The 20,376-nt window shown below is 73.3% G+C and carries 21 protein-coding genes and 1 pseudogene; 15 read left to right on the forward strand and 7 right to left on the reverse strand.

Going from position 1 to position 20,376, the window contains the following annotated elements; translation table 11 throughout:
* Positions 1–38 precede the first annotated feature (38 nt).
* Both ACWGH1_RS02035 and ACWGH1_RS02040 read left to right on the forward strand, forming a co-directional pair.
* Entirely contained in the window at positions 39–923 is an 885-nt protein-coding gene (locus ACWGH1_RS02035; protein WP_453355475.1) for a helix-turn-helix domain-containing protein, read from the forward strand.
* 12 nt (positions 924–935) lie between these two features.
* On the forward strand, positions 936–1,157 hold the full coding sequence (locus ACWGH1_RS02040; RefSeq protein WP_136211544.1) for a DUF397 domain-containing protein: 222 nt from the start codon (positions 936–938) through the stop codon (positions 1,155–1,157).
* A gap of 3 nt (positions 1,158–1,160) precedes the next feature.
* Here ACWGH1_RS02040 and ACWGH1_RS02045 read toward each other — a convergent pair whose 3' ends face one another.
* Positions 1,161–2,333 (reverse strand): 8-amino-7-oxononanoate synthase, encoded by a 1,173-nt coding sequence (locus tag ACWGH1_RS02045; protein WP_453408343.1) that lies wholly within the window; start codon positions 2,331–2,333, stop codon positions 1,161–1,163.
* A gap of 158 nt (positions 2,334–2,491) precedes the next feature.
* On the opposite strand from ACWGH1_RS02045, the gene bioB reads away from it, so the two are divergent.
* From bioB to bioD, 3 genes are read left to right on the forward strand one after another with little or no spacing between them, the layout of a single operon-like run.
* Complete coding sequence (gene bioB / locus ACWGH1_RS02050) at positions 2,492–3,748, forward strand: biotin synthase BioB (protein ID WP_453356531.1); 1,257 nt, start codon at positions 2,492–2,494, stop codon at positions 3,746–3,748.
* Positions 3,741–5,051 (forward strand): adenosylmethionine--8-amino-7-oxononanoate transaminase, encoded by a 1,311-nt coding sequence (locus tag ACWGH1_RS02055; RefSeq protein WP_453356530.1) that lies wholly within the window; start codon positions 3,741–3,743, stop codon positions 5,049–5,051. Before bioB ends, ACWGH1_RS02055 begins: the two co-directional genes overlap by 8 nt.
* Before the next feature lies 1 nt (position 5,052).
* Positions 5,053–5,772 (forward strand): dethiobiotin synthase, encoded by a 720-nt coding sequence (gene bioD / locus ACWGH1_RS02060; RefSeq protein WP_453408344.1) that lies wholly within the window; start codon positions 5,053–5,055, stop codon positions 5,770–5,772.
* Between the two features lie 56 nt (positions 5,773–5,828).
* Here bioD and ACWGH1_RS02065 read toward each other — a convergent pair whose 3' ends face one another.
* Positions 5,829–6,455, reverse strand: a complete 627-nt coding sequence (locus ACWGH1_RS02065) for a hypothetical protein (protein ID WP_453352350.1) — start codon at positions 6,453–6,455, stop codon at positions 5,829–5,831.
* Positions 6,456–6,674: 219 nt separating this feature from the next.
* Here ACWGH1_RS02065 and ACWGH1_RS02070 point away from each other — a divergent pair, with 219 nt between their 5' ends.
* On the forward strand, positions 6,675–7,340 hold the full coding sequence (locus ACWGH1_RS02070; protein ID WP_453352349.1) for a class I SAM-dependent methyltransferase: 666 nt from the start codon (positions 6,675–6,677) through the stop codon (positions 7,338–7,340).
* A gap of 27 nt (positions 7,341–7,367) precedes the next feature.
* On the opposite strand, the gene ACWGH1_RS02075 is transcribed toward ACWGH1_RS02070, so the two are convergent.
* The gene (locus ACWGH1_RS02075; protein WP_453352348.1) at positions 7,368–7,793 is read right to left on the reverse strand and encodes a GNAT family N-acetyltransferase; all 426 of its coding nucleotides are present in this window, start codon (positions 7,791–7,793) and stop codon (positions 7,368–7,370) included.
* 210 nt (positions 7,794–8,003) lie between these two features.
* Here ACWGH1_RS02075 and ACWGH1_RS02080 point away from each other — a divergent pair, with 210 nt between their 5' ends.
* From ACWGH1_RS02080 to mug, 5 genes are all read left to right on the forward strand, one after another.
* Positions 8,004–9,341, forward strand: a complete 1,338-nt coding sequence (locus tag ACWGH1_RS02080) for a hemolysin family protein (RefSeq protein ID WP_453352347.1) — start codon at positions 8,004–8,006, stop codon at positions 9,339–9,341.
* Positions 9,338–10,363 carry a hemolysin family protein gene (locus ACWGH1_RS02085; RefSeq protein ID WP_453352346.1) on the forward strand — a complete coding sequence of 342 codons (1,026 nt, stop codon included), beginning with the start codon at positions 9,338–9,340 and terminating at the stop codon, positions 10,361–10,363. The genes ACWGH1_RS02080 and ACWGH1_RS02085 overlap by 4 nt, the downstream gene beginning before the upstream one ends.
* Positions 10,364–10,436: 73 nt before the next feature.
* Positions 10,437–11,228, forward strand: coding sequence for an SGNH/GDSL hydrolase family protein (locus ACWGH1_RS02090; protein ID WP_453352345.1), 792 nt, complete (start codon positions 10,437–10,439; stop codon positions 11,226–11,228).
* A gap of 71 nt (positions 11,229–11,299) precedes the next feature.
* A complete protein-coding gene (purB, locus tag ACWGH1_RS02095) occupies positions 11,300–12,733 on the forward strand; it encodes an adenylosuccinate lyase (protein WP_453352344.1) in 1,434 nt (477 codons plus the stop codon).
* A complete protein-coding gene (gene mug, locus ACWGH1_RS02100; protein WP_453352351.1) occupies positions 12,730–13,272 on the forward strand; it encodes a G/U mismatch-specific DNA glycosylase in 543 nt (180 codons plus the stop codon). The genes purB and mug overlap by 4 nt, the downstream gene beginning before the upstream one ends.
* 18 nt (positions 13,273–13,290) lie before the next feature.
* Here mug and ACWGH1_RS02105 read toward each other — a convergent pair whose 3' ends face one another.
* Genes ACWGH1_RS02105 through ACWGH1_RS02115 form a run of 3 tightly spaced genes read right to left on the reverse strand, consistent with a single transcriptional unit; the run spans position 13,291 to position 14,414 of the window.
* Positions 13,291–13,728: a hypothetical protein gene (locus ACWGH1_RS02105; protein ID WP_453352343.1), complete on the reverse strand. Its 438-nt coding sequence runs from the start codon at positions 13,726–13,728 to the stop codon at positions 13,291–13,293.
* 40 nt (positions 13,729–13,768) lie between these two features.
* Positions 13,769–14,071, reverse strand: coding sequence for a hypothetical protein (locus ACWGH1_RS02110; protein WP_453352342.1), 303 nt, complete (start codon positions 14,069–14,071; stop codon positions 13,769–13,771).
* A 19-nt stretch (positions 14,072–14,090) separates the two neighbouring features.
* Positions 14,091–14,414 carry a hypothetical protein gene (locus ACWGH1_RS02115; RefSeq protein WP_453352352.1) on the reverse strand — a complete coding sequence of 108 codons (324 nt, stop codon included), beginning with the start codon at positions 14,412–14,414 and terminating at the stop codon, positions 14,091–14,093.
* On the opposite strand from ACWGH1_RS02115, the pseudogene ACWGH1_RS02120 reads away from it, so the two are divergent.
* Both ACWGH1_RS02120 and ACWGH1_RS02125 read left to right on the forward strand, forming a co-directional pair.
* Positions 14,406–14,504: pseudogene (locus ACWGH1_RS02120) on the forward strand (DNA-binding response regulator); the annotation flags it as partial. The gene ACWGH1_RS02115 and the pseudogene ACWGH1_RS02120 overlap by 9 nt on opposite strands.
* 100 nt (positions 14,505–14,604) lie before the next feature.
* Positions 14,605–15,765: an ROK family transcriptional regulator gene (locus ACWGH1_RS02125; protein WP_453352341.1), complete on the forward strand. Its 1,161-nt coding sequence runs from the start codon at positions 14,605–14,607 to the stop codon at positions 15,763–15,765.
* An 833-nt stretch (positions 15,766–16,598) separates the two neighbouring features.
* On the opposite strand, the gene ACWGH1_RS02130 is transcribed toward ACWGH1_RS02125, so the two are convergent.
* Positions 16,599–17,366, reverse strand: coding sequence for a GntR family transcriptional regulator (locus ACWGH1_RS02130; RefSeq protein WP_453352340.1), 768 nt, complete (start codon positions 17,364–17,366; stop codon positions 16,599–16,601).
* A 323-nt stretch (positions 17,367–17,689) separates the two neighbouring features.
* Between ACWGH1_RS02130 and ACWGH1_RS02135 the strand changes: the two genes are divergently transcribed.
* Both ACWGH1_RS02135 and ACWGH1_RS02140 read left to right on the forward strand, forming a co-directional pair.
* Positions 17,690–18,556 (forward strand): alpha/beta fold hydrolase, encoded by an 867-nt coding sequence (locus ACWGH1_RS02135; protein ID WP_453352339.1) that lies wholly within the window; start codon positions 17,690–17,692, stop codon positions 18,554–18,556.
* Between the two features lie 98 nt (positions 18,557–18,654).
* Positions 18,655–20,253, forward strand: coding sequence for an alkaline phosphatase D family protein (locus ACWGH1_RS02140; protein ID WP_453352338.1), 1,599 nt, complete (start codon positions 18,655–18,657; stop codon positions 20,251–20,253).
* Positions 20,254–20,376: the final 123 nt, after the last annotated feature.

A 20,376-nucleotide genomic window follows, 5' to 3' on the forward strand; every position in this document is an offset into this window, starting at 1 on the left:
GACTGGTGCGAGGTGTGCCGGTGGGAAGGAGAGCGGGTATGCAGCACGGTCCCGCGGTACGCCGCCGCAAGCTCGGCGAGGAATTGCGTGCGCTCCGTGACCGTACCGGTCTCACCAGTGGTGAGGCCGCCCGGCTGGTGGGATGGCACCAGTCGAAAATCAGCCGCATCGAAACGGGCAGAAGTGGCGTGAAGACGGAGGACATCCGGCTCCTCCTCGACGCCTACGGGGATGTGGTGAGCGCCCAGCAGCGGGCCCTGCTGGAAGCCCTTGGGGCCTCGGCGGCCGGCCCCGGGGCGGGGGGCGACCGGGCGCCCGGCCGGCAGTGGTGGCACGACTACCGGGGGCTGCTGCCCCAGGAATACCGGGACTTCATCAGCCTGGAGGCGGGGGCCCGCTCCGCGCGCACCGTCGAACTCTCGGTGGTGCCGGGGCTGCTGCAGACGCCGGAATACGCACGCGCCGTGACCCGGGCGGCGCTGGGCGGGCTGCCCGAGCCGAAGGTGGACGCGCTGGTCGACGTACGGCTGGCCCGCCAGTCGGTGCTGCGGGCCGACCCTCCGCTCGAACTGAGCGCGGTACTGGACGAGGCGGTCCTGCGTCGGCAGATCGGCGGGCCGGGGGTGATGCGGGAGCAGTTGCGGCACCTGGCGGAGGTGGCCCGGCTGCCCCAAGTGCGCCTGCAGGTGCTGCCGTTCAGCGTGGGGGGTCATCTCGGCCTGACCGGACCGTTCGTCATCTTCTCATTTCCGAACATCGCCGATCTGGATGTGGTGGTACTCGACCATTTGACGAGTAGCCTCTACCTGGAGCGGAAGGAAGACCTAGAGGCGTACAGCGCCGCGTTCCGCACCATCCAGGCGCACGCCCTCCCGCCCCGGGACTCGTCGGATCTGATCAGCTCTATCGCTGACGACGCGTAAGGAGGCACCCCCGTGTCCGCAACCCCCTTATCCACCCGCGGACTTCTGATCAGCGCGCGGTGGCGGCGCAGCAGCCGCAGCACCGGAATGAACAACTGCGTGGAAGCGGCCGTCCTCAGTGGCGGTCTCCTGGCCGTCCGCGACTCCAAGCGGACGGAGGGCCCGGCCGTACTCTTCACCGGACCCGCCTGGGACGGCTTCCTCGCCTCGGTCCGGGCGGACGCCCCGGCGTGAGGTTCAGCGGTCCGTGGCTCCGGCGGGAGCGGTACGCAGGATCACCGCGACGGCCCGACTGATCTCGTCCCCCGTGAGATCGGCCCGGGCGGTCAGCCGCAACCGGGAGACGCCGTCCGGAACGGACGGCGGCCGGAAGCACCCCACGGACAGACCTGCCTCGCGGCAGTCGGCGGCCCAGCGCAGTGCCGCCGCGGCCGACGGGGCCCGCACCGACACCACGGCCGCGTCCGGCCGGGCCGAGGTCAGGCCGGACGCGGTGAGCCGCCCGTACAGCAGGGCGGCCACCTCCCGGGCCCGCGCGGCGCGTTCCGGTTCCCGTCCGAGCAGCCGCAGGGCGGCGAGCGCCGCGCCCGTGGCGGCCGGCGCGAGCCCGGTGTCGAAGATGAAGGTCCGGGCCGTGTTGACGAGGTGCCGTATCACCTTGGCCGGCCCGAGCACGGCGCCGCCCTGGCTGCCCAGCGACTTCGACAGGGTCAGCGTCGCGACCACCCCGGGCGCGCCCGCGAGCCCGGCCGCGTGCAGCGCGCCCCGGCCGCCCTCGCCCAGGACGCCGAGCCCGTGCGCGTCGTCCACCACCAGGGCGGCGCCCTCCGCGCGGCAGGCGGCGGCGTAGCCGGCGAGCGGGGCGGCGTCCCCGTCGACGGAGAAGACGGAGTCGCTGACCAGCAGGGAGCGGCCCTCGTGTCCGGCCAGCGTCTTGCGTGCGGCGTCCGCGTCACCGTGCGGGACGACGGCGACGTCGGCGCGCGAGAGCCGGCAGCCGTCGACGATCGAGGCGTGGTTCCCCGCGTCCGAGACGACGAGCGTGCCGCGGTCGCTCAGCGCCGTGACCGCGGCGAGATTCGCCGCGTAACCGGACGAAAGCACCAGAGCGGCCTCGAAGCCGCAGAACGCGGCCAGTTCACGCTCCAGCGCGGCGTGCAGTTCGGTGGTGCCGGTCACCAGGCGGGAGCCGGTGGCCCCGGCCCCCCAGCGCTCGGCCGCCCGCTGCGCGCCGGCGACGACCTCGGGATGCCGGGCCAGTCCGAGGTAGTCGTTGCTCGCGAGGTCCAGCAGCGGCGAGGAAGCCGGGCGCGGACGCAGCGTCCGGACGAGCCCGGCCCGTTCGCGGGCCCGTTCCGCTTCATCGATCCAGGCGAAGACGTCCACGGGCTCGGGGGTGTGCTGGAGCATCGGCGCAGTCCTCGCGTTTTGTCGGCTGTCCACAGGCCTGCTAGACCTTAGCCCGCCGGGGCACGAGCGCCAGGTGTGGCGATACACACACTGCGTTCCGGCGATGTTGTGCGATCCCTCCTTGGCCGTGAGTGCTCGTGTGGTCCAGGATCGGCGTCATGGACCTGCTGAACACCCTGGTGGAAAAGGGGCTGCGGCGCGAGCTGCCGACCCGCGAAGAGGCACTCGCCGTACTGGCGACTTCCGACGACGAACTGCTCGACGTGGTGGCCGCGGCCGGCAAGGTACGCCGCCAGTGGTTCGGACGGCGAGTCAAGCTGAACTACCTGGTCAACCTGAAGTCGGGACTGTGCCCGGAGGACTGTTCGTACTGTTCCCAGCGTCTGGGATCGAAGGCGGAGATCCTCAAGTACACCTGGTTGAAGCCCGAGGAGGCCTCGCAGGCCGCCGCCGCCGGTGTCGCGGGCGGCGCGAAGCGCGTCTGCCTCGTGGCGAGCGGACGCGGTCCGACGGACCGCGACGTGGAGCGCGTCGGCAAGACGATCGAGGCGATCAAGGAGCAGAACGAGGGCGTCGAGGTCTGCGCCTGCCTGGGCCTGCTCTCCGACGGCCAGGCCGAACGCCTGCGGGACGCGGGTGCCGACGCGTACAACCACAACCTCAACACGTCCGAGGCGACGTACGGTCAGATCACCAAGACGCATACCTACGCGGACCGGGTCGACACCGTACAAAAGGCCCACGCGGCGGGTCTGTCCGCCTGCTCCGGCCTGATCGCGGGCATGGGCGAGAGCGACGAGGACCTCGTCGACGTCGTCTACTCGCTGCGCGACTTGGACCCGGACTCCGTTCCCGTCAACTTCCTGATCCCCTTCGAGGGCACCCCGCTGGCCAAGGAGTGGAACCTCACCCCGCAGCGCTGCCTGCGGATCCTGGCGATGGTGCGCTTCGTCTGCCCCGACGTCGAGGTCCGTCTCGCGGGCGGCCGCGAGGTGCACCTGCGCAGCATGCAGCCGCTGGCCCTGCACCTGGTGAACTCCATCTTCCTCGGCGACTACCTGACGAGCGAGGGCCAGGCCGGCCAGGCCGACCTCGACATGATCGCGGACGCCGGTTTCGAGGTGGAGGGTGCCGGTACGACCACCCTCCCCGCGCACCGCTCGGACCAGGCTGCGGCCGGGGGCTGCGGCTCGCACGGCGCGGGCGGCCCGGTGTGCGGCTCGGCGGCCTCCGCCGGCTCCGCCGACGCGCCGGGCTGCGGTTCCGCGTGCGGCGGCTGCTCGGGACACGACGCCGCGCAGCCGGCGCCCGAGGAGGCTCCCGTCCGCGTCCAGGCGGAGGCCGGCGAGGTGCGTTCGGACCTGGTAGCGGTACGCCGCCGCGGCGCGGGGACGGATCTCGCCCCCAATGCCTGATCCGCTCCCCCTTTCGGCTGCCGGTCTGCTCGCGCTGGACCGGCAGCACGTCTGGCACCCGTACGGCCCGATGCCCGGTCGCCAGGACCCGCTGGTCGTCTCCTCCGCCGCGGGTGTCCGGCTGCGCCTCGGCGCCCCGGCGCACGGGCAGCAGGAACTGGTCGACGGCATGTCCTCCTGGTGGTCGGCCATCCACGGCTACAACCACCCGGTGCTGAACGAGGCCGTCAGCGCCCAGCTGGGCCGGATGTCGCACGTCATGTTCGGCGGGCTCACCCACGAGCCCGCCGTCCGGCTGGCCGCGAAGCTGGTCGAGATCACCCCGGCCGGTCTGGAGCACGTCTTCCTCGCCGACTCGGGCTCGGTCGCGGTCGAGGTCGCCGTCAAGATGTGCCTCCAGTACTGGCGCTCCCTGGGACGGCCCGCCAAGACCCGGCTGCTGACCTGGCGCGGCGGCTACCACGGGGACACCTGGCAGCCGATGGCGGTCTGCGATCCCGAGGGCGGGATGCACGAGCTGTGGTCGGGGCAGCTGCCCCGGCAGGTGTTCGCCGACGTGCCGCCCGGCGGGTTCGACACCCCGGTGGACCCGGCGTACACCGCGCACCTGCGCTCGCTGATCGCGGCGCACGCGCACGAGCTGGCCGCCGTGATCGTGGAACCGGTGGTGCAGGGCGCGGGCGGGATGCGCTTCCACAACCCGGGCTACCTGCGGGTGCTGCGGGAGCTGTGCGACGAGTACGACGTCCTCCTCGTCCTTGACGAGATCGCGACGGGCTTCGGCCGCACCGGCGCCCTGTTCGCCGCCGGCCACGCGGGGATCACCCCGGACGTGATGTGCCTGGGCAAGGCGCTGACCGGCGGCTACCTCACCCTGTCGGCGACGCTGTGCACGCCCCGAGTGGCCGACGGCATTTCGCGCGGCGAGGTACCGGTCCTGGCGCACGGGCCGACCTTCATGGGCAATCCGCTGGCCACGGCGGTCGCGCTGGCCTCGGTCGAGCTGCTGCTGAGCCAGGACTGGGCGGCGGAGGTCGAGCGGATCGGGACCGGCCTGCTGGCGGGCCTGGCCCCCGCCGCGGAGCTGCCCGGGGTGAAGGACGTACGGGTGCTGGGCGCCATCGGCGTGGTCCAGCTCGACCACGAGGTCGACATGGCCGCCGCCACGCGGGCGTCGGTGCGCGAGGGCGTCTGGCTGCGCCCGTTCCGCGACCTGATCTACACGATGCCGCCGTTCGTGACGGGTGACGCGGATGTGGCCCGCATCTGCCGTGCCGTCCGTGCGGCCGCGCAGGAAGGCTGACATGACGATCCTGTTCGTATCGGGCACCGGCACGGAGATCGGCAAGACGGTGGTGACCTCGGCGGTCGCCGCGGCGGCGGTGGCCGCCGGCCGGTCGGTGGCGGTGCTCAAACCCGCCCAGACGGGCGTGGGCCCGGACGAGCCGGGTGACGCGGCGGAGGTCGTCCGGCTGGCCGGACCGTCCGTCACCGCGCGGGAACTGGCCCGCTATCCGGAGCCGTTGGCCCCGGACACGGCGGCGCGCCGCTCGGGCTTGGCGACCCTGTCCCCCGCCGCCGTCGCGGAGGCGGCGCAGGAGCTGGCGGCCTCGCACGACCTGGTCCTGGTGGAGGGCGCGGGGGGTCTGCTGGTCCGCTTCGACGAGGAGGGGCACACGCTGGCCGATGCGGCGCGGCTGCTCGACGCGCCGGTCCTGGTCGTCGCCCCGGCGGCCCTCGGCACGCTCAACTCCGTGACGCTGACGGCGGAAGCGCTGGAGGCGCGTGGGCTCACCGCGCCGGGCGTGGTGATCGGCAGTTGGCCGGCCGCCCCCGACCTGGCCTCGCGCTGCAACCTGGCCGACCTCCCGAAGGTGTCGGGCCTCCCGCTGCTCGGCGCGGTTCCGCAGGGCGCCGGCGCGTTGGCGCCCGCCGAGTTCCGGGCCGGAGCCCCCACCTGGCTCGCCCCGCCCCTGCACGGCGGCTGGTCGGCGCACTCGTTCACGGCCGCCTGGCCGGCCTGAGGACCGGCCCGCCGGGGCGGGGGCGTTCGCGCGACGGCGCTCCCCGCCTCACCGCCTCAGTGGCCGCCGCGGGGCTCGTGGCAGCCGCCCTCCAGGTACACACCGTGCGCCTCGATCTTCACCGGGCTGCCCAGGTAGCCCGTCACGCACGGCCCGCTCTCCGGGACCGACAGTACGAACATCAGATTGTCCGGCCCCGAGCCGTACACGTCCCCGCTCTCGGCCCGGTAGCCCAGCCCCGTCAGCAGAACCCGGAGTTCCTCCGTGGTGCGCGGCGCACCCTTGCCGTCGGAGCCGCCCAGCGCCGCCTGGATCCGCGCGGCGTGCGCGTCGCCGCGGCACCGGGCCGCCGGGGTGAGCCGGGCCTGGGTCCTGTACCCGTGGTTCTCGGCGTACTTGCGCGCCGCCGGGTCCGTCGGCAGGTCGGCCGGCGCCCCGGTCTCGGCGGCGGGCAGCGTCCCGGCCTTGCCCGCGCACCGCGCGGCCACCTCGGGGAACAGCTTGTCGTGCCGCTCCACCGCAGCGGCGGCCTGGGCCGCGTAATCGACGCTCGGCGCCGCGGAAGGGGTGGAGGATCCGGCCGCGGGCCCGGCACCCGGGGCTACTGTGGTCCCACAGGCGGTCAACGCGAGCACTCCCGCCGCGAGCAGCACGGTACGGGCCGGTCCGGCACGGAACTTCACGGCGTCTCCACGTCCTGGGGCGGCCCCGCGACAAGGGCCGGATGATCCGATTATCCGTACGGTCCGGCCGGGGTTCATGAGTACGCGTACTCACCTCAGGCGGCCCCAACTCGCCCGCCGGGGCGGCCGGTACCACGCGCCACCGGTTTCGCGGGCCGCCTGGACGGGGAACAGCCCGGCAGGGCAACCGCACCCGTCGCACCCGCCCGGAGGCTCGTCATGCCCACATCACGGCTCAGTTCGGATCCCGTCCACCATCCCCTCTTCGCCCGCTTCTACGCCCGCGTCAGCCCGGCCGCCGACACCCGGGGCGGCATCGCCGCCGTGCGGCGCGAGCTCCTGCACGGGGTGTCCGGCCGCGTCATCGAGATCGGGGCGGGCAACGGGCTGAACTTCGCCCACTACCCCCGCGCCGTCTCCGAGGTCGTCGCCGTCGAACCGGAGCGCGTGCTGCGCCGGCGTGCCGCTGCCGCCGCGCTGCGCGCCGAGGTGCCGGTGGACCTGGTACCCGGCGTCGCGGAGGCCCTCCCGGTCAAGAGCGAGGCCTTCGACGCCGCCGTCGCCTCCCTCGTGCTGTGCAGCGTGCGCAGCCTGCCGCGGACCCTCGCCGAGCTGTACCGCGTCCTGCGTCCCGACGGCGAGCTGCGCTTCTTCGAGCACGGCCTGGCGCCGGGACCGGGCATGGCCGCCGTCCAGCGCACCCTGGACCGGACCGTGTGGCCCCGCCTGTTCGGCAACTGCCACACCGCGCGCGACCCGCTGGCCTCGATCGAGGCCGCCGGATTCCGGATCGTCTCGCAGCGGGTGTTCCGCCTGCCCGAACGCGGGCCCGCGCTGCCGACCTCGTACTGCGTACTGGGCACGGCCCGTCGGGGCGTGGACTGAGCGGTCCCGGCGGCCGGGCCGCCGGTGTCAGCCGTTCAGCGGCTTGACCCAGCGGGTCCAGTGGTCCTCCGGGTGGTACCCGCCCGCCTTCCACGCCAGCCGCGCCGGCTCGTTGCGGTCGAGCACCATCGCGTCGGCACGCCGGCCGCCGAGGGTGCGGAAACGCTCCTCCGCGGCGGCCAGCAGCGCCGCAGCGATGCCCTGCCTGCGGTGTTCCGGGTGCACGGCGAGCCGGTAGAGGTGGCAGCGCCAGCCGTCGAACCCGGCGATCACGCTGCCGACCAGTTCGCCGTCGCGGTGGGCGAGCAGCAGGGCGTGCGGATCACGGGCGTGGAGCCGTTCGACGCCCGCGAGGTCGTCGCTGATGCTCGTGCCCTCGGCGGCGGTCTTCCAGAAGTCCAGCACGGCCGTGAGGTCCGCGGCCGTCGCGGCGGCGATATGAAGATCATTCATGCGGCGATCCCACCATCCGGTGGGACCTGCCGAAAGCAGGGGGCCTTCCCTTTGCCCGTCCTTTACCATGTCAGGACCCGTCCCCACGAGCGAAAGGTGTGAACGTCCGCCCATGGGCGAGCCTCCCAGTACCCGCAGCCGACCTCCGCAGGCACGACGTCGCGCGATGCCCCTCCTCCTGACCGATCATGGAACGGAGGTGACCGACCGATGACCGAAGTGCTCCTGCTCCTCCTGGCGCTGCTGCTCTGCCTCGCCTGCGGGGTCTTCGTGGCGGCCGAGTTCTCCCTGACGACCGTCGAGCGCGGTGAGCTCGAAGGGGCCGTCGAGCGTGGTGAACGGGGCGCCGCGAGCGCCCTGGCCGCCGTGCGCAGCCTGACCTTCCAGCTGTCCGGCGCACAGCTCGGCATCACCGTGACGGGCCTGGTCATCGGCATGATCTCCAAGCCTTCGATCGCCGCCCTGCTCAAGGGCCCGTTCCAGGCCATGGGCCTGTCGGCCGGCGCCGCCTCCTCCACCGCGCTGGTGGTGGCCACCGTGCTGTCCACGGTGGTCCTGATGGTGATCGGCGAGCTGGTTCCGAAGAACTGGGCGATCTCCTCCCCCCTGGCCATCGCCAAACGCGTGGCGACCCCCCAGCGCGTGTTCAGCCGGGCGTTCAGGCCCTTCATCAGCCAGCTCAACAGGACGGCGAACCACATGGTCCGCCGGTTCGGCATGGAGCCGGCCGAGGAGCTCGCCTCGGCGCGCAGTCCGCAGGAGCTCGTCGCCCTCGCCCGGCACTCCGCGAAGGCGGGAGCCCTGGAGAAGGACACCGCCGAACTGTTCGTGCGGACCCTGAACCTGGCCGACCTGACGGCCGAGAACGTCATGACACCGCGGGTCCAGGTCACCGCGCTCGACGTGCAGACCACCGCCGAGGACGTGGCGAACGCGACGCTGGCGACGGGCCTGTCCCGGTTCCCCGTGTACCGCGGCAGCCTCGACACCGTCGTGGGAACCGTCCACATCAAGGACGTCCTGGCACTGCCCGCCGAGGAGCGGCACGGCTATCCGGTGTCGCAGCTGCTGCGCGCACCCCTGCTGGTGCCCGAGTCGCTCACGGTGGACCGGCTGCTGGACCGGCTCTCCGGCAAGCAGACGATGGCCGTGGTGATCGACGAGTACGGCGGCACGGCCGGTGTGGCCACGCTGGAGGACATCGTCGAGGAGGTCGTCGGCGAAGTCCGCGACGAGCACGACCCGCACGAGATGCCGGACCTGGCCCCGGCCGGTTCGGACGACTGCGGCCGACCCCTGTTCTCGGCAGACGGCGCCGCGCGCACCGATCAGCTGCGCCGGATCGGCCTGCGGGTGCCGGACGGCCCGTACGAGACGCTGGCCGGGCTGATAGCGACCGAGCTAGGCCGGATCCCGGAGGTCGGGGACAGTCTGGAGCTCGACGGCTGGCGGCTGGACGTGGTGGACGCGAGCGGGCGCAGGGCGGCGCGCGTGCTGCTGCACCAGCCCGCAGCTTCCGATGACGAGGGTACGGGGGACTCGCGATGACAGTGATCCAGTTGCTGATCGGCCTGGCGACCCTGGTCGTCAACGCCTTCTTCGTGGGCGCGGAGTTCGCGCTGATCTCCGTCCGGCGCAGCCAGATCGAGCCGTACGCCGAGCAGGGCGACCGGCGGGGCCGCGCGGTGCTGTGGGGCCTGGAGCACGTGTCGGCGCTGATGGCGGCGGCGCAGCTGGGCATCACCCTGTGCACCCTGGTGCTGGGTGTGGTCGCCGAGCCGGCCATCGCGCACCTGCTGACGCCGGTGTTCGACTTCTTCGGTGTGCCGGTCGGGCTGACGCACGCGATCTCCTTCGTGGTCGCGCTGGCCCTGGCGACGTACCTGCACATGCTCTTCGGTGAGATGCTGCCGAAGAACGTGGCGCTGTCGGAGCCGGTACGGACGGCGCTGCTGCTGGGGCCGCCGCTGGTGACCGTGACGCGGGCGCTCAGGCCGGCGATCTTCGCGATCAACGCGTTCGCCAGCCTGCTCCTGCGCCTGCTGCGCGTCGACGCCAAGGACGAGGTCGCGGCGACGTTCTCGGACGACGAACTCGCCAGGATGGTCAAGGACTCCAGCGCGGCGGGACTGATCGACAACCGGGCGAGCGCCCGGTTGCACGACGCCCTGGAACTCGGCCGACGGCCGGTCACCGATGTGGTGCTGCCGTCGGACCGGGTGGTCCCGGCGCGCGCGGACATCACCCCGGCGGAACTGGAGCGGCTCGCCGCCACGTCCGGGTACTCCCGGTTCCCGGTGATCGACGCGCAGCACAAGATCCTCGGCTACCTGCACGTCAAGGACGCGCTCGATGCGGACGTGACCCAGCGGGACCAGCCGTTCCCGGCATCCGCGCTGCGCCCGATCGCGCAGGTACGGGCGGAGACCCCGCTGGACGACGTACTGACCGCCATGCGGCGCAGCCGGACGCACCTGGCCGCCGTGCAGGGTCCGAACGGTGTGATGACCGGGCTGGTGACGATGGAGGACGTCCTGCGCGAGCTCTTCGGCAGGCCGGCCGCCGCTTAGCCAACGGCCCGCGGTATGCCGGCTCCGCAGGGCCGTGCGGAACCGGCGTACCGCGCGGTAGCATCGCTGCGCCATGGAGATGAATGCGTCTTACACCAGTTTCGCCGCGGTCGGCGACTCCTTCACCGAAGGCATGTCCGATCTGCTGCCGGACGGCTCTTACCGGGGCTGGGCCGACCTGCTGGCCGCCCGTCTGGCCGCGCGGGAACCGGGCTTCCGCTACGCGAACCTCGCGGTCCGCGGGAAGCTGATCGGGCAGATAGCCCGGGACCAGGCGCCCGCGGCAGCGGCGATGGGCGCCGATGTGGTGACGCTGGTGGGCGGCCTGAACGACGCGCTGCGGCCCAAGGTCGACATGGGGCGGGTGCGCGGGCACCTGGAAGAAGCCGTGGGGCTGCTCGCCCCCGCCTGCAAGACCCTGGTCCTGATGCGCTCCCCGGGCCGCAACGGGCCGGTGATGGAACGTTTCCGCCCCCGGATGGAGGAACTGTTCGCCCTCCTGGAGGAGCTGGCCGCACGGCACGGTGCGCTGCTCGTGGACCTGTACGGGGCGCCCGTGCTCGGAGACCCCCGGCTGTGGGACGTGGACCGGCTGCACCTGACCCCCGAAGGCCACCGGCGCGTGGCCGAGGCGGTCTGGCAGGCGCTGGGCCTGCCTCCGGAGGAGGACTGGCGGGCGCCGCTGCCGCCCGCGACGGCCCCGGGCTGGTCCGTGCGCCGGGCCGAGGACGTCCGCTTCGCCCGGCAGCACCTGCTCCCCTGGATCGGGCGCCGGATCACGGGCCGTTCCTCCGGCGACGGCCGCGCGGCGAAGCGCTCGGAGCTGCTGCCGTACGAGGCCTGGGCGCCCGACCGGCTCTCGTAGCAAGGCACAATCCGGAGCGGGTCCCCTACCTGCGTAAACGCACAGCGGCGGCCCAAGTAGAATCCCTACACGTGACAGCCAAGCCCCGCATCCCCAATGTCCTGGCCGGCCGCTACGCCTCCGCGGAGCTCGCCGTCCTGTGGTCCCCCGAGTACAAGGTGACGCTGGAGCGGCGGCTGTGGCTCGCCGTGCTGCGCGCCCAGAAGGACCTCGGCATCGAAGTCCCCGACGCCGCCGTCGCCGACTACGAGCGCGTCCTGGAGACCGTCGACCTCGCCTCCATCGCCGAGCGCGAGAAGGTCACCCGGCACGACGTGAAGGCCCGCATCGAGGAGTTCAACGCCCTCGCCGGCCACGAGCACGTCCACAAGGGCATGACCTCGCGCGACCTCACCGAGAACGTCGAGCAGCTCCAGATCCGGCTCTCCCTGGAACTGGCCCGGGACCGCACCGTCGCCGTCCTCGCCCGCCTCGGCAAGCTGGCCGGCGAGCACGCCGAGCTGGTCATGGCCGGCCGCTCCCACAACGTCGCCGCGCAGGCGACCACCCTGGGCAAGCGCTTCGCCACCGCGGCCGACGAGCTGCTGGTCGCCTACGACCGCCTGGAGAACCTGCTGGCCCGCTACCCGCTGCGCGGGATCAAGGGCCCGGTCGGCACCGCCCAGGACATGCTCGACCTGCTGGGCGGTGACGCCGCCAAGCTCGCCGACCTGGAGCAGCGGATCGCGGCCCACCTCGGCTTCGCCCAGGCCTTCACCTCGGTCGGCCAGGTCTACCCGCGCTCGCTGGACTACGACGTGGTCACCGCGCTGGTGCAGTTGGCCGCCGCCCCGTCCTCGATCGCCAAGACGATCCGCCTGATGGCCGGCCACGAGCTCGTCACCGAGGGGTTCAAGCCCGGCCAGGTCGGCTCGTCCGCGATGCCCCACAAGATGAACACCCGCTCCTGCGAGCGTGTGAACGGCCTCATGGTCATCCTGCGCGGCTACGCCTCGATGACCGGCGAGCTGGCCGGCGACCAGTGGAACGAGGGCGACGTCTCCTGCTCCGTGGTCCGCCGCGTGGCCCTGCCCGACGCCTTCTTCGCCTTCGACGGCCTGCTGGAGACCTTCCTCACCGTCCTCGACGAGTTCGGCGCCTTCCCGGCGGTCGTGGCCCGCGAGCTGGACCGCTACCTGCCGTTCCTCGCCACCACCAAGGTGCTGATGGGCGCGGTACGGGCCGGGGTCGGCCGGGAGGCCGCCCACGAGGTCATCAAGGAGCACGCCGTTGCCTCGGCGCTCGCCATGCGCGAGCAGGGAGCCGAGCGCAACGAGCTCCTGGACAAGCTGGCCGCGGACGAGCGGATGCCGCTGGACCGGGCCCAGCTCGACGCCCTGATGGCCGACAAGCTGTCCTTCACGGGCGCCGCCGGCGACCAGGTCGCCACGGTGGTCTCCCGCATCGAGGACATCGCCAAGCAGCACCCGGAGGCCGCCGGGTACACGCCGGGGTCGATCCTCTGACCCGCGACGAGCTCAACGCCGCCCGCGACCGCGTCGTCCCCGACGTGGTCGCGGGCGGCCTGCGCGTGCTCTTCTGCGGTATCAATCCGGGACTCCTCTCCGCCGCGACGGGCCACCACTTCGCCCGCCCGGGCAACCGCTTCTGGCCGGTCCTGCACCTGTCCGGCTTCACCCCGCGCCGGCTGGCCCCCGCCGAGCAGGAAGAACTGCTGTCCTACCGCCTCGGGATCACCAACGTCGTGGCCCGCGCCACCGCGCGCGCCGACGAGCTGAGCGCCGAGGAGTACCGGGAGGGCGGCCGCCTCCTGACCGCCAAGGTGGAACTCCTGCGCCCCCAGTGGCTGGCCGTGGTCGGTGTCACCGCGTACCGCATCGCCTTCCAGGAGCCCAAGGCCAAGATCGGCCCCCAGGAACTCACCATCGGCGCCACCCGCGTCTGGGCCCTGCCCAACCCCAGCGGGCTCAACGCCCACTGGACGGCGGAGTCCATGGCCCAGGAATACGCGCGCCTGCGCGCCGCCGCGGAGGAGACCTTCTAAGCCCCTGGCCGGGCCGGTCTACGGCGGGTCGATCACCGTGACGCCGGCGATCAGCCGGTACGGGTCCTCCGCCTCCCAGTGGGCCACGCAGGCCACGAGCCACCGGTCTTCGGCCCGCCACAGGTGCACGTGGTCGGTGCTGTTGCTGAGCTCCTCCCATGGCTCCGGTATCTCCTCCCCGTCGAGCCCCCGGTGCAGCGTCCCCTCAAGGGTGAACAGCTGGGGCTCACCCCATCGATCGGTGAGCGCCTGTGCAAGCGCCCCGTATTCGGCACTGATCTGATCGGCCGCCTCGATCCGCCCCGAGCCGTCGTCCTCCCAGAAGTCCCGGGTCTCCACGAGCTGGACCAGGTGGTATCCCGGCCCACTGCTGTGCCGGCCGGACCACACCGGCTCCGAAGGAAACACCTGCGCCCGGAGCCGGTCGATCGTGTCGAGATGCTCTGCCGTGGTCATGGCGTCAGTATCCGGGCGACCACTGACAACTGGCCCGGCGTCACACCGCCCGGCGCCGCACCGCCAGCCAACCCGCGGCCAGGGCCGCGAGCGACCACAGCGCGGCGACACCGAGCCCGGTCCAAGGGCCGAGCGGCCCTTCAGCCTCCATCCGCATGACCAGCCGCCCCGCCCGGTCGGGCATGAACTGGCCCACTCCGCCCGCCACCTGGCCGATGACGAACGGCAGGATCAGCAGGAAGGGTATGAGCAGGCTCAACACGAGGGTGCCGCTCCGCACCAGCGCGGTCAGACCGGCCGACAGCAGGGCGATCAGCATCAGGTGGACACCACTGCCGAACACCGCCCGCAGTGTGCCCGGGTCACCCACGCCCAGCGCCCGCTCCCCCCATGAAGGCCCGTCCGGTGACGAAGGCGACCACACCCGTGACCTCCCCCACCACGAAGGCCAGTACAGCCACCTCCGCCGCCTTGCAGAGGTACAGCCGGCTCCGGTCGGGCACGGCCGTGAGCGAGATCCGCAGGACTCCGTCACGGAACTCGCCGGCGAAAGAGGTGGCGCCGAACGCAACGGCCGCTATCTGGCCGAAGTTGACGCCGTAGAAGGCCCCGGCGAGCCGGTCGTCCCACCGGCGCGGCATCCGCACGTCCATCGCCACGACGTCGGGGCGCAGCTGCCGTCCCACGTCAGCGCGATCCTGGCGAAGTCGGGTGCGCGGGACCGGACCCAGGCGGTGATCACGGCGTACGAGTCCGAGTTCGTCTCCCCGGCCTGAGGCGACCGGGCGCACCGGCCGGTGGGGGGCCGCTTCTCGCCGCCGCACCGGGGGCGCAGTACGATCCGGCTGACAGGGCCGCTAGCTGGGAGGACACACGTTGGGGCAGCTGACCGGCGGGGACCCCTCTCTGCTCCGGCGCATCAATTCGGCCGTCGTGCTGCGCGCCCTGCGGGCGGCCGGATCGCCGACCCTCACCGACCTCACCCGGGTCACCGGCCTGTCGCGGCCGACCGTGGAGGGGGTCGTCGAAGGACTGATCGGGGCCGGACTCGTCGTCGAGGCCGAAGCCGAGGAAGGTGCGCGGCGACAGGGCCGACCGGCCAGGAGGTTCCGTTTCCGGGCCGAGGCAGGTCATCTGCTGGGCATCGAGATCGGCTCCCACCGGATCGCCGTGCTGCTCTCCGGGCTGGACGGACGGGTGATCGGCGCGGGCACCAAGGACGTCGCCGAGGCCGCTTCGGCCGACGAGCGGCTGGAGCGGGTCCGCGCGGCGGTGGCCGACCTGCTGCGGCGTGCCGGTGTACCCCGGGATTCGCTGAGGGCCGTGGGCGTCGCCAGCCCCGGCATCGTGGAGGCGGACGGCACGGTCCGGCTCGGGACGGCGCTGCCGGGCTGGACGGGGCTGCCGCTCGGCGACCGGCTGCGGCGCTCGTTCCGCTGCCCGGTGCAGGTGGAGAACGACGCCAACGCGGCGGCGGTCGCCGAGCACTGGAAGGGCGCCGCACGCGACACCGATGACGTGGTCTTCGTGATGGCGGGCCTCAGTCCGGGCGCGGGCTCCTTGATCGGCGGCCGGCTGCACCGCGGGTTCGGCGGGGCGGCGGGTGAGATCGGAGCACTCCATCTGCTGGGGCGCGAAGCCACACCGGAGAGGTTGCTGTCGACCACCGGCGAGCCGCTGCACCCGCTGGACGAGCCGGCGGTCGCGGAGGTCTTCGCGATGGCCCGGCGCGGGGACGCGCGCGCGGTGGCCGCGGTGGAGCGCTTCCTGCAACGGCTGGTCCACGATGTGGCGGCGCTGGTCCTGGCGATGGACCCGGAGCTGGTGGTGGTCGGTGGCTGGGCGGCCGGCCTGGACGGGGTGCTCGAACCGCTGCGCCGCGAACTGGAGCGGTACTGCCTGCGCCCGCCGAAGGTGGAGTTGTCGCTGCTGGGTGAGGCGGCGGTGGCGACGGGAGCGCTGCGGCTCGCGCTGGACCACGTGGAGGAAGAGCTGTTCGCGGTGGAGAAGACGGTGACGGCCCGCCGCCGCTGGTAACGGCCGGCCGGCGTCCGCGCGCCGCGCGGCCTCCGAGCTCCCTGCCGCTCCCCGGGTGGGACCGGAACCCACCCCTGAGCAGCCTCCGGCCGGGTTACTGCGGGCCGGACGCGACTGGACTCCTGCCGTTCCCGGGCTGGGTCCTTCCCGGGGAAGCCGAGGTAGCCCCCGCGGGGCGGCCCGCACCCCTCGTACCACCACGTGCTGCAAGGGGGGCCGCTTCGCGGCAGCCGTACGCAGGCCCCGGAGGAAGCGGAGCTCCCGGCCGGGCACAACGGTGCTCGCGCCGCCGCCCGCGCGGACCCGACAGCGCCCCCGCCCGCCGCGGGAACACGCCTGCCACGGCTCCGCCCCGTTGGGCGGGGCCCCCTGCCGGCGGTCTGGAGCCGGTCACCCCCGGCCCGCTGCGCGGGCGGGCCCTACGGCGCGCGCTGCGTCAGGGCGTACGTACCTCCGGCGCCGGAGCGGGCGTTGCCGTAGCGGCCGCGCTCCGGTCAAGCCCCTGCCCGCCCTGCGTGCGGGCACTCGGTCTGCTGTCCGTGCCGCGGCTCCCCACCATCCGTGGCGGATGACCGCGGGGCCCGAGCCCGCCTGCGCCGGAGGAGGACCTCGCCCGATCGAGTGCTGCGCCCGGGAGGGTCTGCCCGGTCCCGTCTCCCCCGGCTACCTCCCCGGGTGCGGTGCATCGCAAGGCGGAGGCCCCCTCGTACCGGACGCACGCGCGCGGTCCGACAACGCCGGTGGAAACGGCTGCAGCCAGGGGACGCGGTGCCGTGCCGGGCGGTGCGGGCCTGGGAGCGCACCCGGGGGCCCCCGGCGGTCCGGTGATCGCGCTACGAGGCTGCGCGGGTCGTATCCGTGATCTCGACCCCGGAGTCGCCGAAGGTCAGGCGGCAGGTGTCCGCGCGGTACGTGGCCACCGAGACGGCGGCCGTCCCCTCGGCGGTGAAGTAACGGGTGGTCACCAGCAGCACGGGGGCGCCCGGCAGCCGGTCGAGCTCCTTGGCGTCGTCGGCGCGCGCGGAACCGAGTTCCACGGACCGGTCCTGCCCGTCGAGCGTGAGCCGCTGGAGCTCCCGCAGCACCGCCCGCGCCCGCGCGGGCCCGGTGGGAGCGTCGATGGCCGAGAGTCCCGGGACCGACCCGGCGGGCACGTACAGCAGCTCGGCGGCTACCGCCTGCCCCTGCGTGACGCGGGTCCGGCGCACCGTGTGCACCGGCTGGTCGGCGGCGAAGCCCGGCCCGGCGGCCAGCAGCGTCCTCACCGCGGCCGGGGCCACGGCCTCGACCGCGTCCACGCTCTCCCAGCCGTCGATGCTCTCCCCCGGCCAGCTGTGCCCCGTGCCGGCGACGGCGACGCCGACCCGCGGCGGCGCGACGGTGGTGCCCACGCCCCGGCGCCGCTGCAGGCGGCCCTCCAGCTCCAGCTGCTCCAGCGCCTGGCGCAGGGTGGCGCGGGCGACTCCGAACCGGGCGGCCAGCTCGCGCTCGTTCGGCAGTACCTCGCCCACGGCGAAGTCCTGGTCCAGCGCCTCGCTGAGCACGGTCTTCAGGTGCCAGTACTTCGGCTCCGGCACCGATTCGAGCTGCGTGGTCCCCACCCTGACTCCTCCTGCAATCGCTGCAAACGCCGTATTCCAGCGGCAGTTCCGCACCGCAGTTCCGCGCCCTTGTTTATTAAAGGTTCCTGCACTATCCCTGCGACGATAGGACGGCGCACCACCTTGGTCAAGACCAATGCTCGCCGCTTTGCCGGGCAGATCGGGCATATGTAGCAAGCCGTTCACAGGATGTTCGCGCGCACGAGGAGGCACTCCGCACGGTTCCGCCGACCTCGCCGGCCGAAGCCTTGCCGTCGGTACCTACTGAGCGGTAGTCATTACTGACAGCCTGTCTCACACGCGTCCACCCGACGAGGAGCAGCATGACCGCCACGGTCTCCTTCCCCATCGATTCGCCGCACGGCCCGCGCACCGCCACCGTCTCCTACGAGCGCAAGGGCGCCGGCGAGCCGCTCCTCCTCCTGCACGGCATCGGCCACCACCTCCAGGCCTGGCACCCGGTGACCGACATCCTGGCCGCCGAACACGACGTCATCGCCGTCGACCTGCCCGGCTTCGGCCTCTCGGGTCCGCTGCCGCACGGCGTCCCCTATGACCTGGCGACCGTCGCCCCGGCCCTCGGCGCGCTCTGCTCCGCGCTCGGCGTGGAGCGCCCGCACGTCGCGGGCAATTCCCTGGGGGGTCTGCTCGCGCTCGAGATGGCCCGCGGCGGCCTCGTCCGCTCGGTCACCGCCCTCTCCCCCGCCGGCTTCTGGTCGCAGGGCGAGCGGCGCTACGCCTTCGCCGCCCTGCGCGCCATGCACGCCGGAGCCCGGGCGCTGCCCCGCCCCGCGCTGGACCGGCTCTCCCGCACCGCCCCGGGCCGGGCGGCGCTCACCGGAACCATCTACGCCCGTCCGGCGCGCCGTTCCCCCGAGGCCGTGGTCGCCGAGACGCTGGCCCTGCGCGCGGCCGGCGGCTTCGAGGAGACGCTGGCCGCGGGGGCCGCCGTACGGTTCACCGCCGACCTGCCCGGACTGCCCGTCACCATCGCCTGGGGCGACCGCGACCGGCTGCTCATGCGCCGCCAGGGGGTCCGCGCCAAGCAGGCCATTCCCGGGGCGCGACTGGTCCGGCTGCCGGGGTGCGGCCACGTCCCGATGAACGACGATCCGGCGCTCGTCGCCCGGGTCATCCTCGACACGGCGCGCGCGGCCTCCCCCGCCTCCCTGAGCTCGACGACCAGCTGACGGGTGTTCACCCGCGGTTCGCGTGGACGACGCGGCCGGGCCGGTGTGCGTCGGCACACTGGTCCGGCCCGCCCCCCACCGGTCCCTGGAGACGCACCATGGCACCCACGCCGCACACCCGACGGTCGCTGCTCGGCAGTTCGCTCGCCGTCCCGGTCGGCCTCGCCCTGTCCGGCGCGTTCGCCGCACCGGCGTTCGCCGCCGCCCGCACGGCGCCGGCCCTGGTCCTGGCCGGCCGGCCGAGCGCTCTCTGGGGCGTCCAGTCCGGCGAGATCACCGCGCACTCCGCCACCGTCTGGACGCGCTCCGACCGCCCCGCGCAGATGTACGTCGAGACCTCCCCGAGCGAGTCGTTCCGCTACGGTGTGCGCCGCCACGACGGCCCCTTCCTCGGGCCCGCGACCGACTTCACCGGCACCACCACCCTGCGCGACCTGCCTCCCGGACGCCAGATCCACTACCGCGTGCTGCTCGCCGACCCGGCCGACCCGCGCCGCGCCGGCGCGCCGGTTCCCGGCACCTTCCGCACCACGCCCGTCTCGCGCCGCGACGACGTGTGCTTCCTGTGGTCCGGGGACCTCGCGGGCCAGGGCTGGGGGATCAACCCCGACCTCGGCGGCTACCGGGTCTTCGCGGAGATGCGGCTGCGCGACCCGGACTTCTTCCTGTTCAGCGGTGACACGATCTACGCGGACGGCCCGGTCCAGGCCTCCGTCGCACGCCCCGACGGCAGCGTGTGGCACAACGTGACCACCGAGGAGAAGGACAAGGTGGCCGAGACGCTCGCCGAGTTCCGCGGGAACTTCCGCTACAACCTGCTCGATCGCAACCTCAAGGACTTCAACGCCCAGGTCCCGGTGCTCGCGCAGTGGGACGACCACGAGGTGCGCAACAACTGGTACCCGGGCCAGCTGATCGACGACCCCCGCTACACCGTCAAGGACGTCGACACCCTCGCCGCGCGGGCCAGGCAGGCCTTCGGCGAGTACTTCCCCGTCACCGACCTGCGCGGCGGCCGCGCCGAGGGCCGGATGTACCGGGTGATGCGGTACGGCCCGCTGCTCGACGTGTTCGTCCTGGACATGCGGACGTACCGCAACGCCAATTCCCCCGGCACCCGGACCGAGGACCCCATCGGCATCCTCGGCGCCGAGCAGCTGGCCTGGCTCAAGCGCGAGCTGTCCCGCTCCCGCGCCACCTGGAAGGTCATCGCGGCCGACATGCCGCTGGGCATCGTCGTCCCCGACGGCGCCACCGACCTCGAGGCGGTCGCCCAGGGCGATCCGGGCGCACCGCTCGGGCGCGAGCTCCAGATCGCCGAACTGCTGCGCCACATCAAGCACCAGCACATCACGGGCACCCTGTGGCTCACCGCCGACGTCCACTACACGGCCGCGAACCACTACGCGCCGGAGCGGGCCGCCTTCACCGACTTCGCGCCGTTCTGGGAGTTCGTCTCCGGCCCGATCGGCGCGGGCGGCTTCCCGGCCGGCCGGCTCGACGCCACCTTCGGGCCGCGGACCGCGTACGTCCAGTCGGCGCCGGTCGCCAACATGTCCCCGGCGGAGAACCCCCCGTACTACGGAGAGGTCTCGATCGACGGCGGCAGCGGCGAGCTCACCGTCCGGTTGCGCCGCCAGGGTGGCGGCGTACTCTTCACGACGACGCTCCAGCCGGGGCTCGTGGGGCAGTCGTAGCGGCCCGCGATCCGCGCGGGAAACCAGCCTGAAACCGGTAGACCGCATAAAACCGACCAAGGCGGCCAGATCGTCCACATCGACCGGATTGACACTTAACCAGTCGGTCACAGATCGTTCGTG

It is taken from the genome of Streptomyces sp. NPDC054883 (genome assembly GCF_053610645.1).

Coding starts and splice junctions, on each gene's coding strand:
- ACWGH1_RS02035 (WP_453355475.1), top strand. CDS start 39: ATGCAGCACGGTCCCGCGGTACGCCGCCGCAAGCTCGGCGAGGAATTG.
- ACWGH1_RS02045 (WP_453408343.1), bottom strand. CDS start 2,333: ATGCTCCAGCACACCCCCGAGCCCGTGGACGTCTTCGCCTGGATCGAT.
- bioB (WP_453356531.1), top strand. CDS start 2,492: ATGGACCTGCTGAACACCCTGGTGGAAAAGGGGCTGCGGCGCGAGCTG.
- ACWGH1_RS02055 (WP_453356530.1), top strand. CDS start 3,741: ATGCCTGATCCGCTCCCCCTTTCGGCTGCCGGTCTGCTCGCGCTGGAC.
- bioD (WP_453408344.1), top strand. CDS start 5,053: ATGACGATCCTGTTCGTATCGGGCACCGGCACGGAGATCGGCAAGACG.
- ACWGH1_RS02070 (WP_453352349.1), top strand. CDS start 6,675: ATGCCCACATCACGGCTCAGTTCGGATCCCGTCCACCATCCCCTCTTC.
- ACWGH1_RS02075 (WP_453352348.1), bottom strand. CDS start 7,793: ATGAATGATCTTCATATCGCCGCCGCGACGGCCGCGGACCTCACGGCC.
- ACWGH1_RS02080 (WP_453352347.1), top strand. CDS start 8,004: ATGACCGAAGTGCTCCTGCTCCTCCTGGCGCTGCTGCTCTGCCTCGCC.
- ACWGH1_RS02085 (WP_453352346.1), top strand. CDS start 9,338: ATGACAGTGATCCAGTTGCTGATCGGCCTGGCGACCCTGGTCGTCAAC.
- ACWGH1_RS02090 (WP_453352345.1), top strand. CDS start 10,437: ATGGAGATGAATGCGTCTTACACCAGTTTCGCCGCGGTCGGCGACTCC.
- ACWGH1_RS02105 (WP_453352343.1), bottom strand. CDS start 13,728: ATGACCACGGCAGAGCATCTCGACACGATCGACCGGCTCCGGGCGCAG.
- ACWGH1_RS02135 (WP_453352339.1), top strand. CDS start 17,690: ATGACCGCCACGGTCTCCTTCCCCATCGATTCGCCGCACGGCCCGCGC.
- ACWGH1_RS02140 (WP_453352338.1), top strand. CDS start 18,655: ATGGCACCCACGCCGCACACCCGACGGTCGCTGCTCGGCAGTTCGCTC.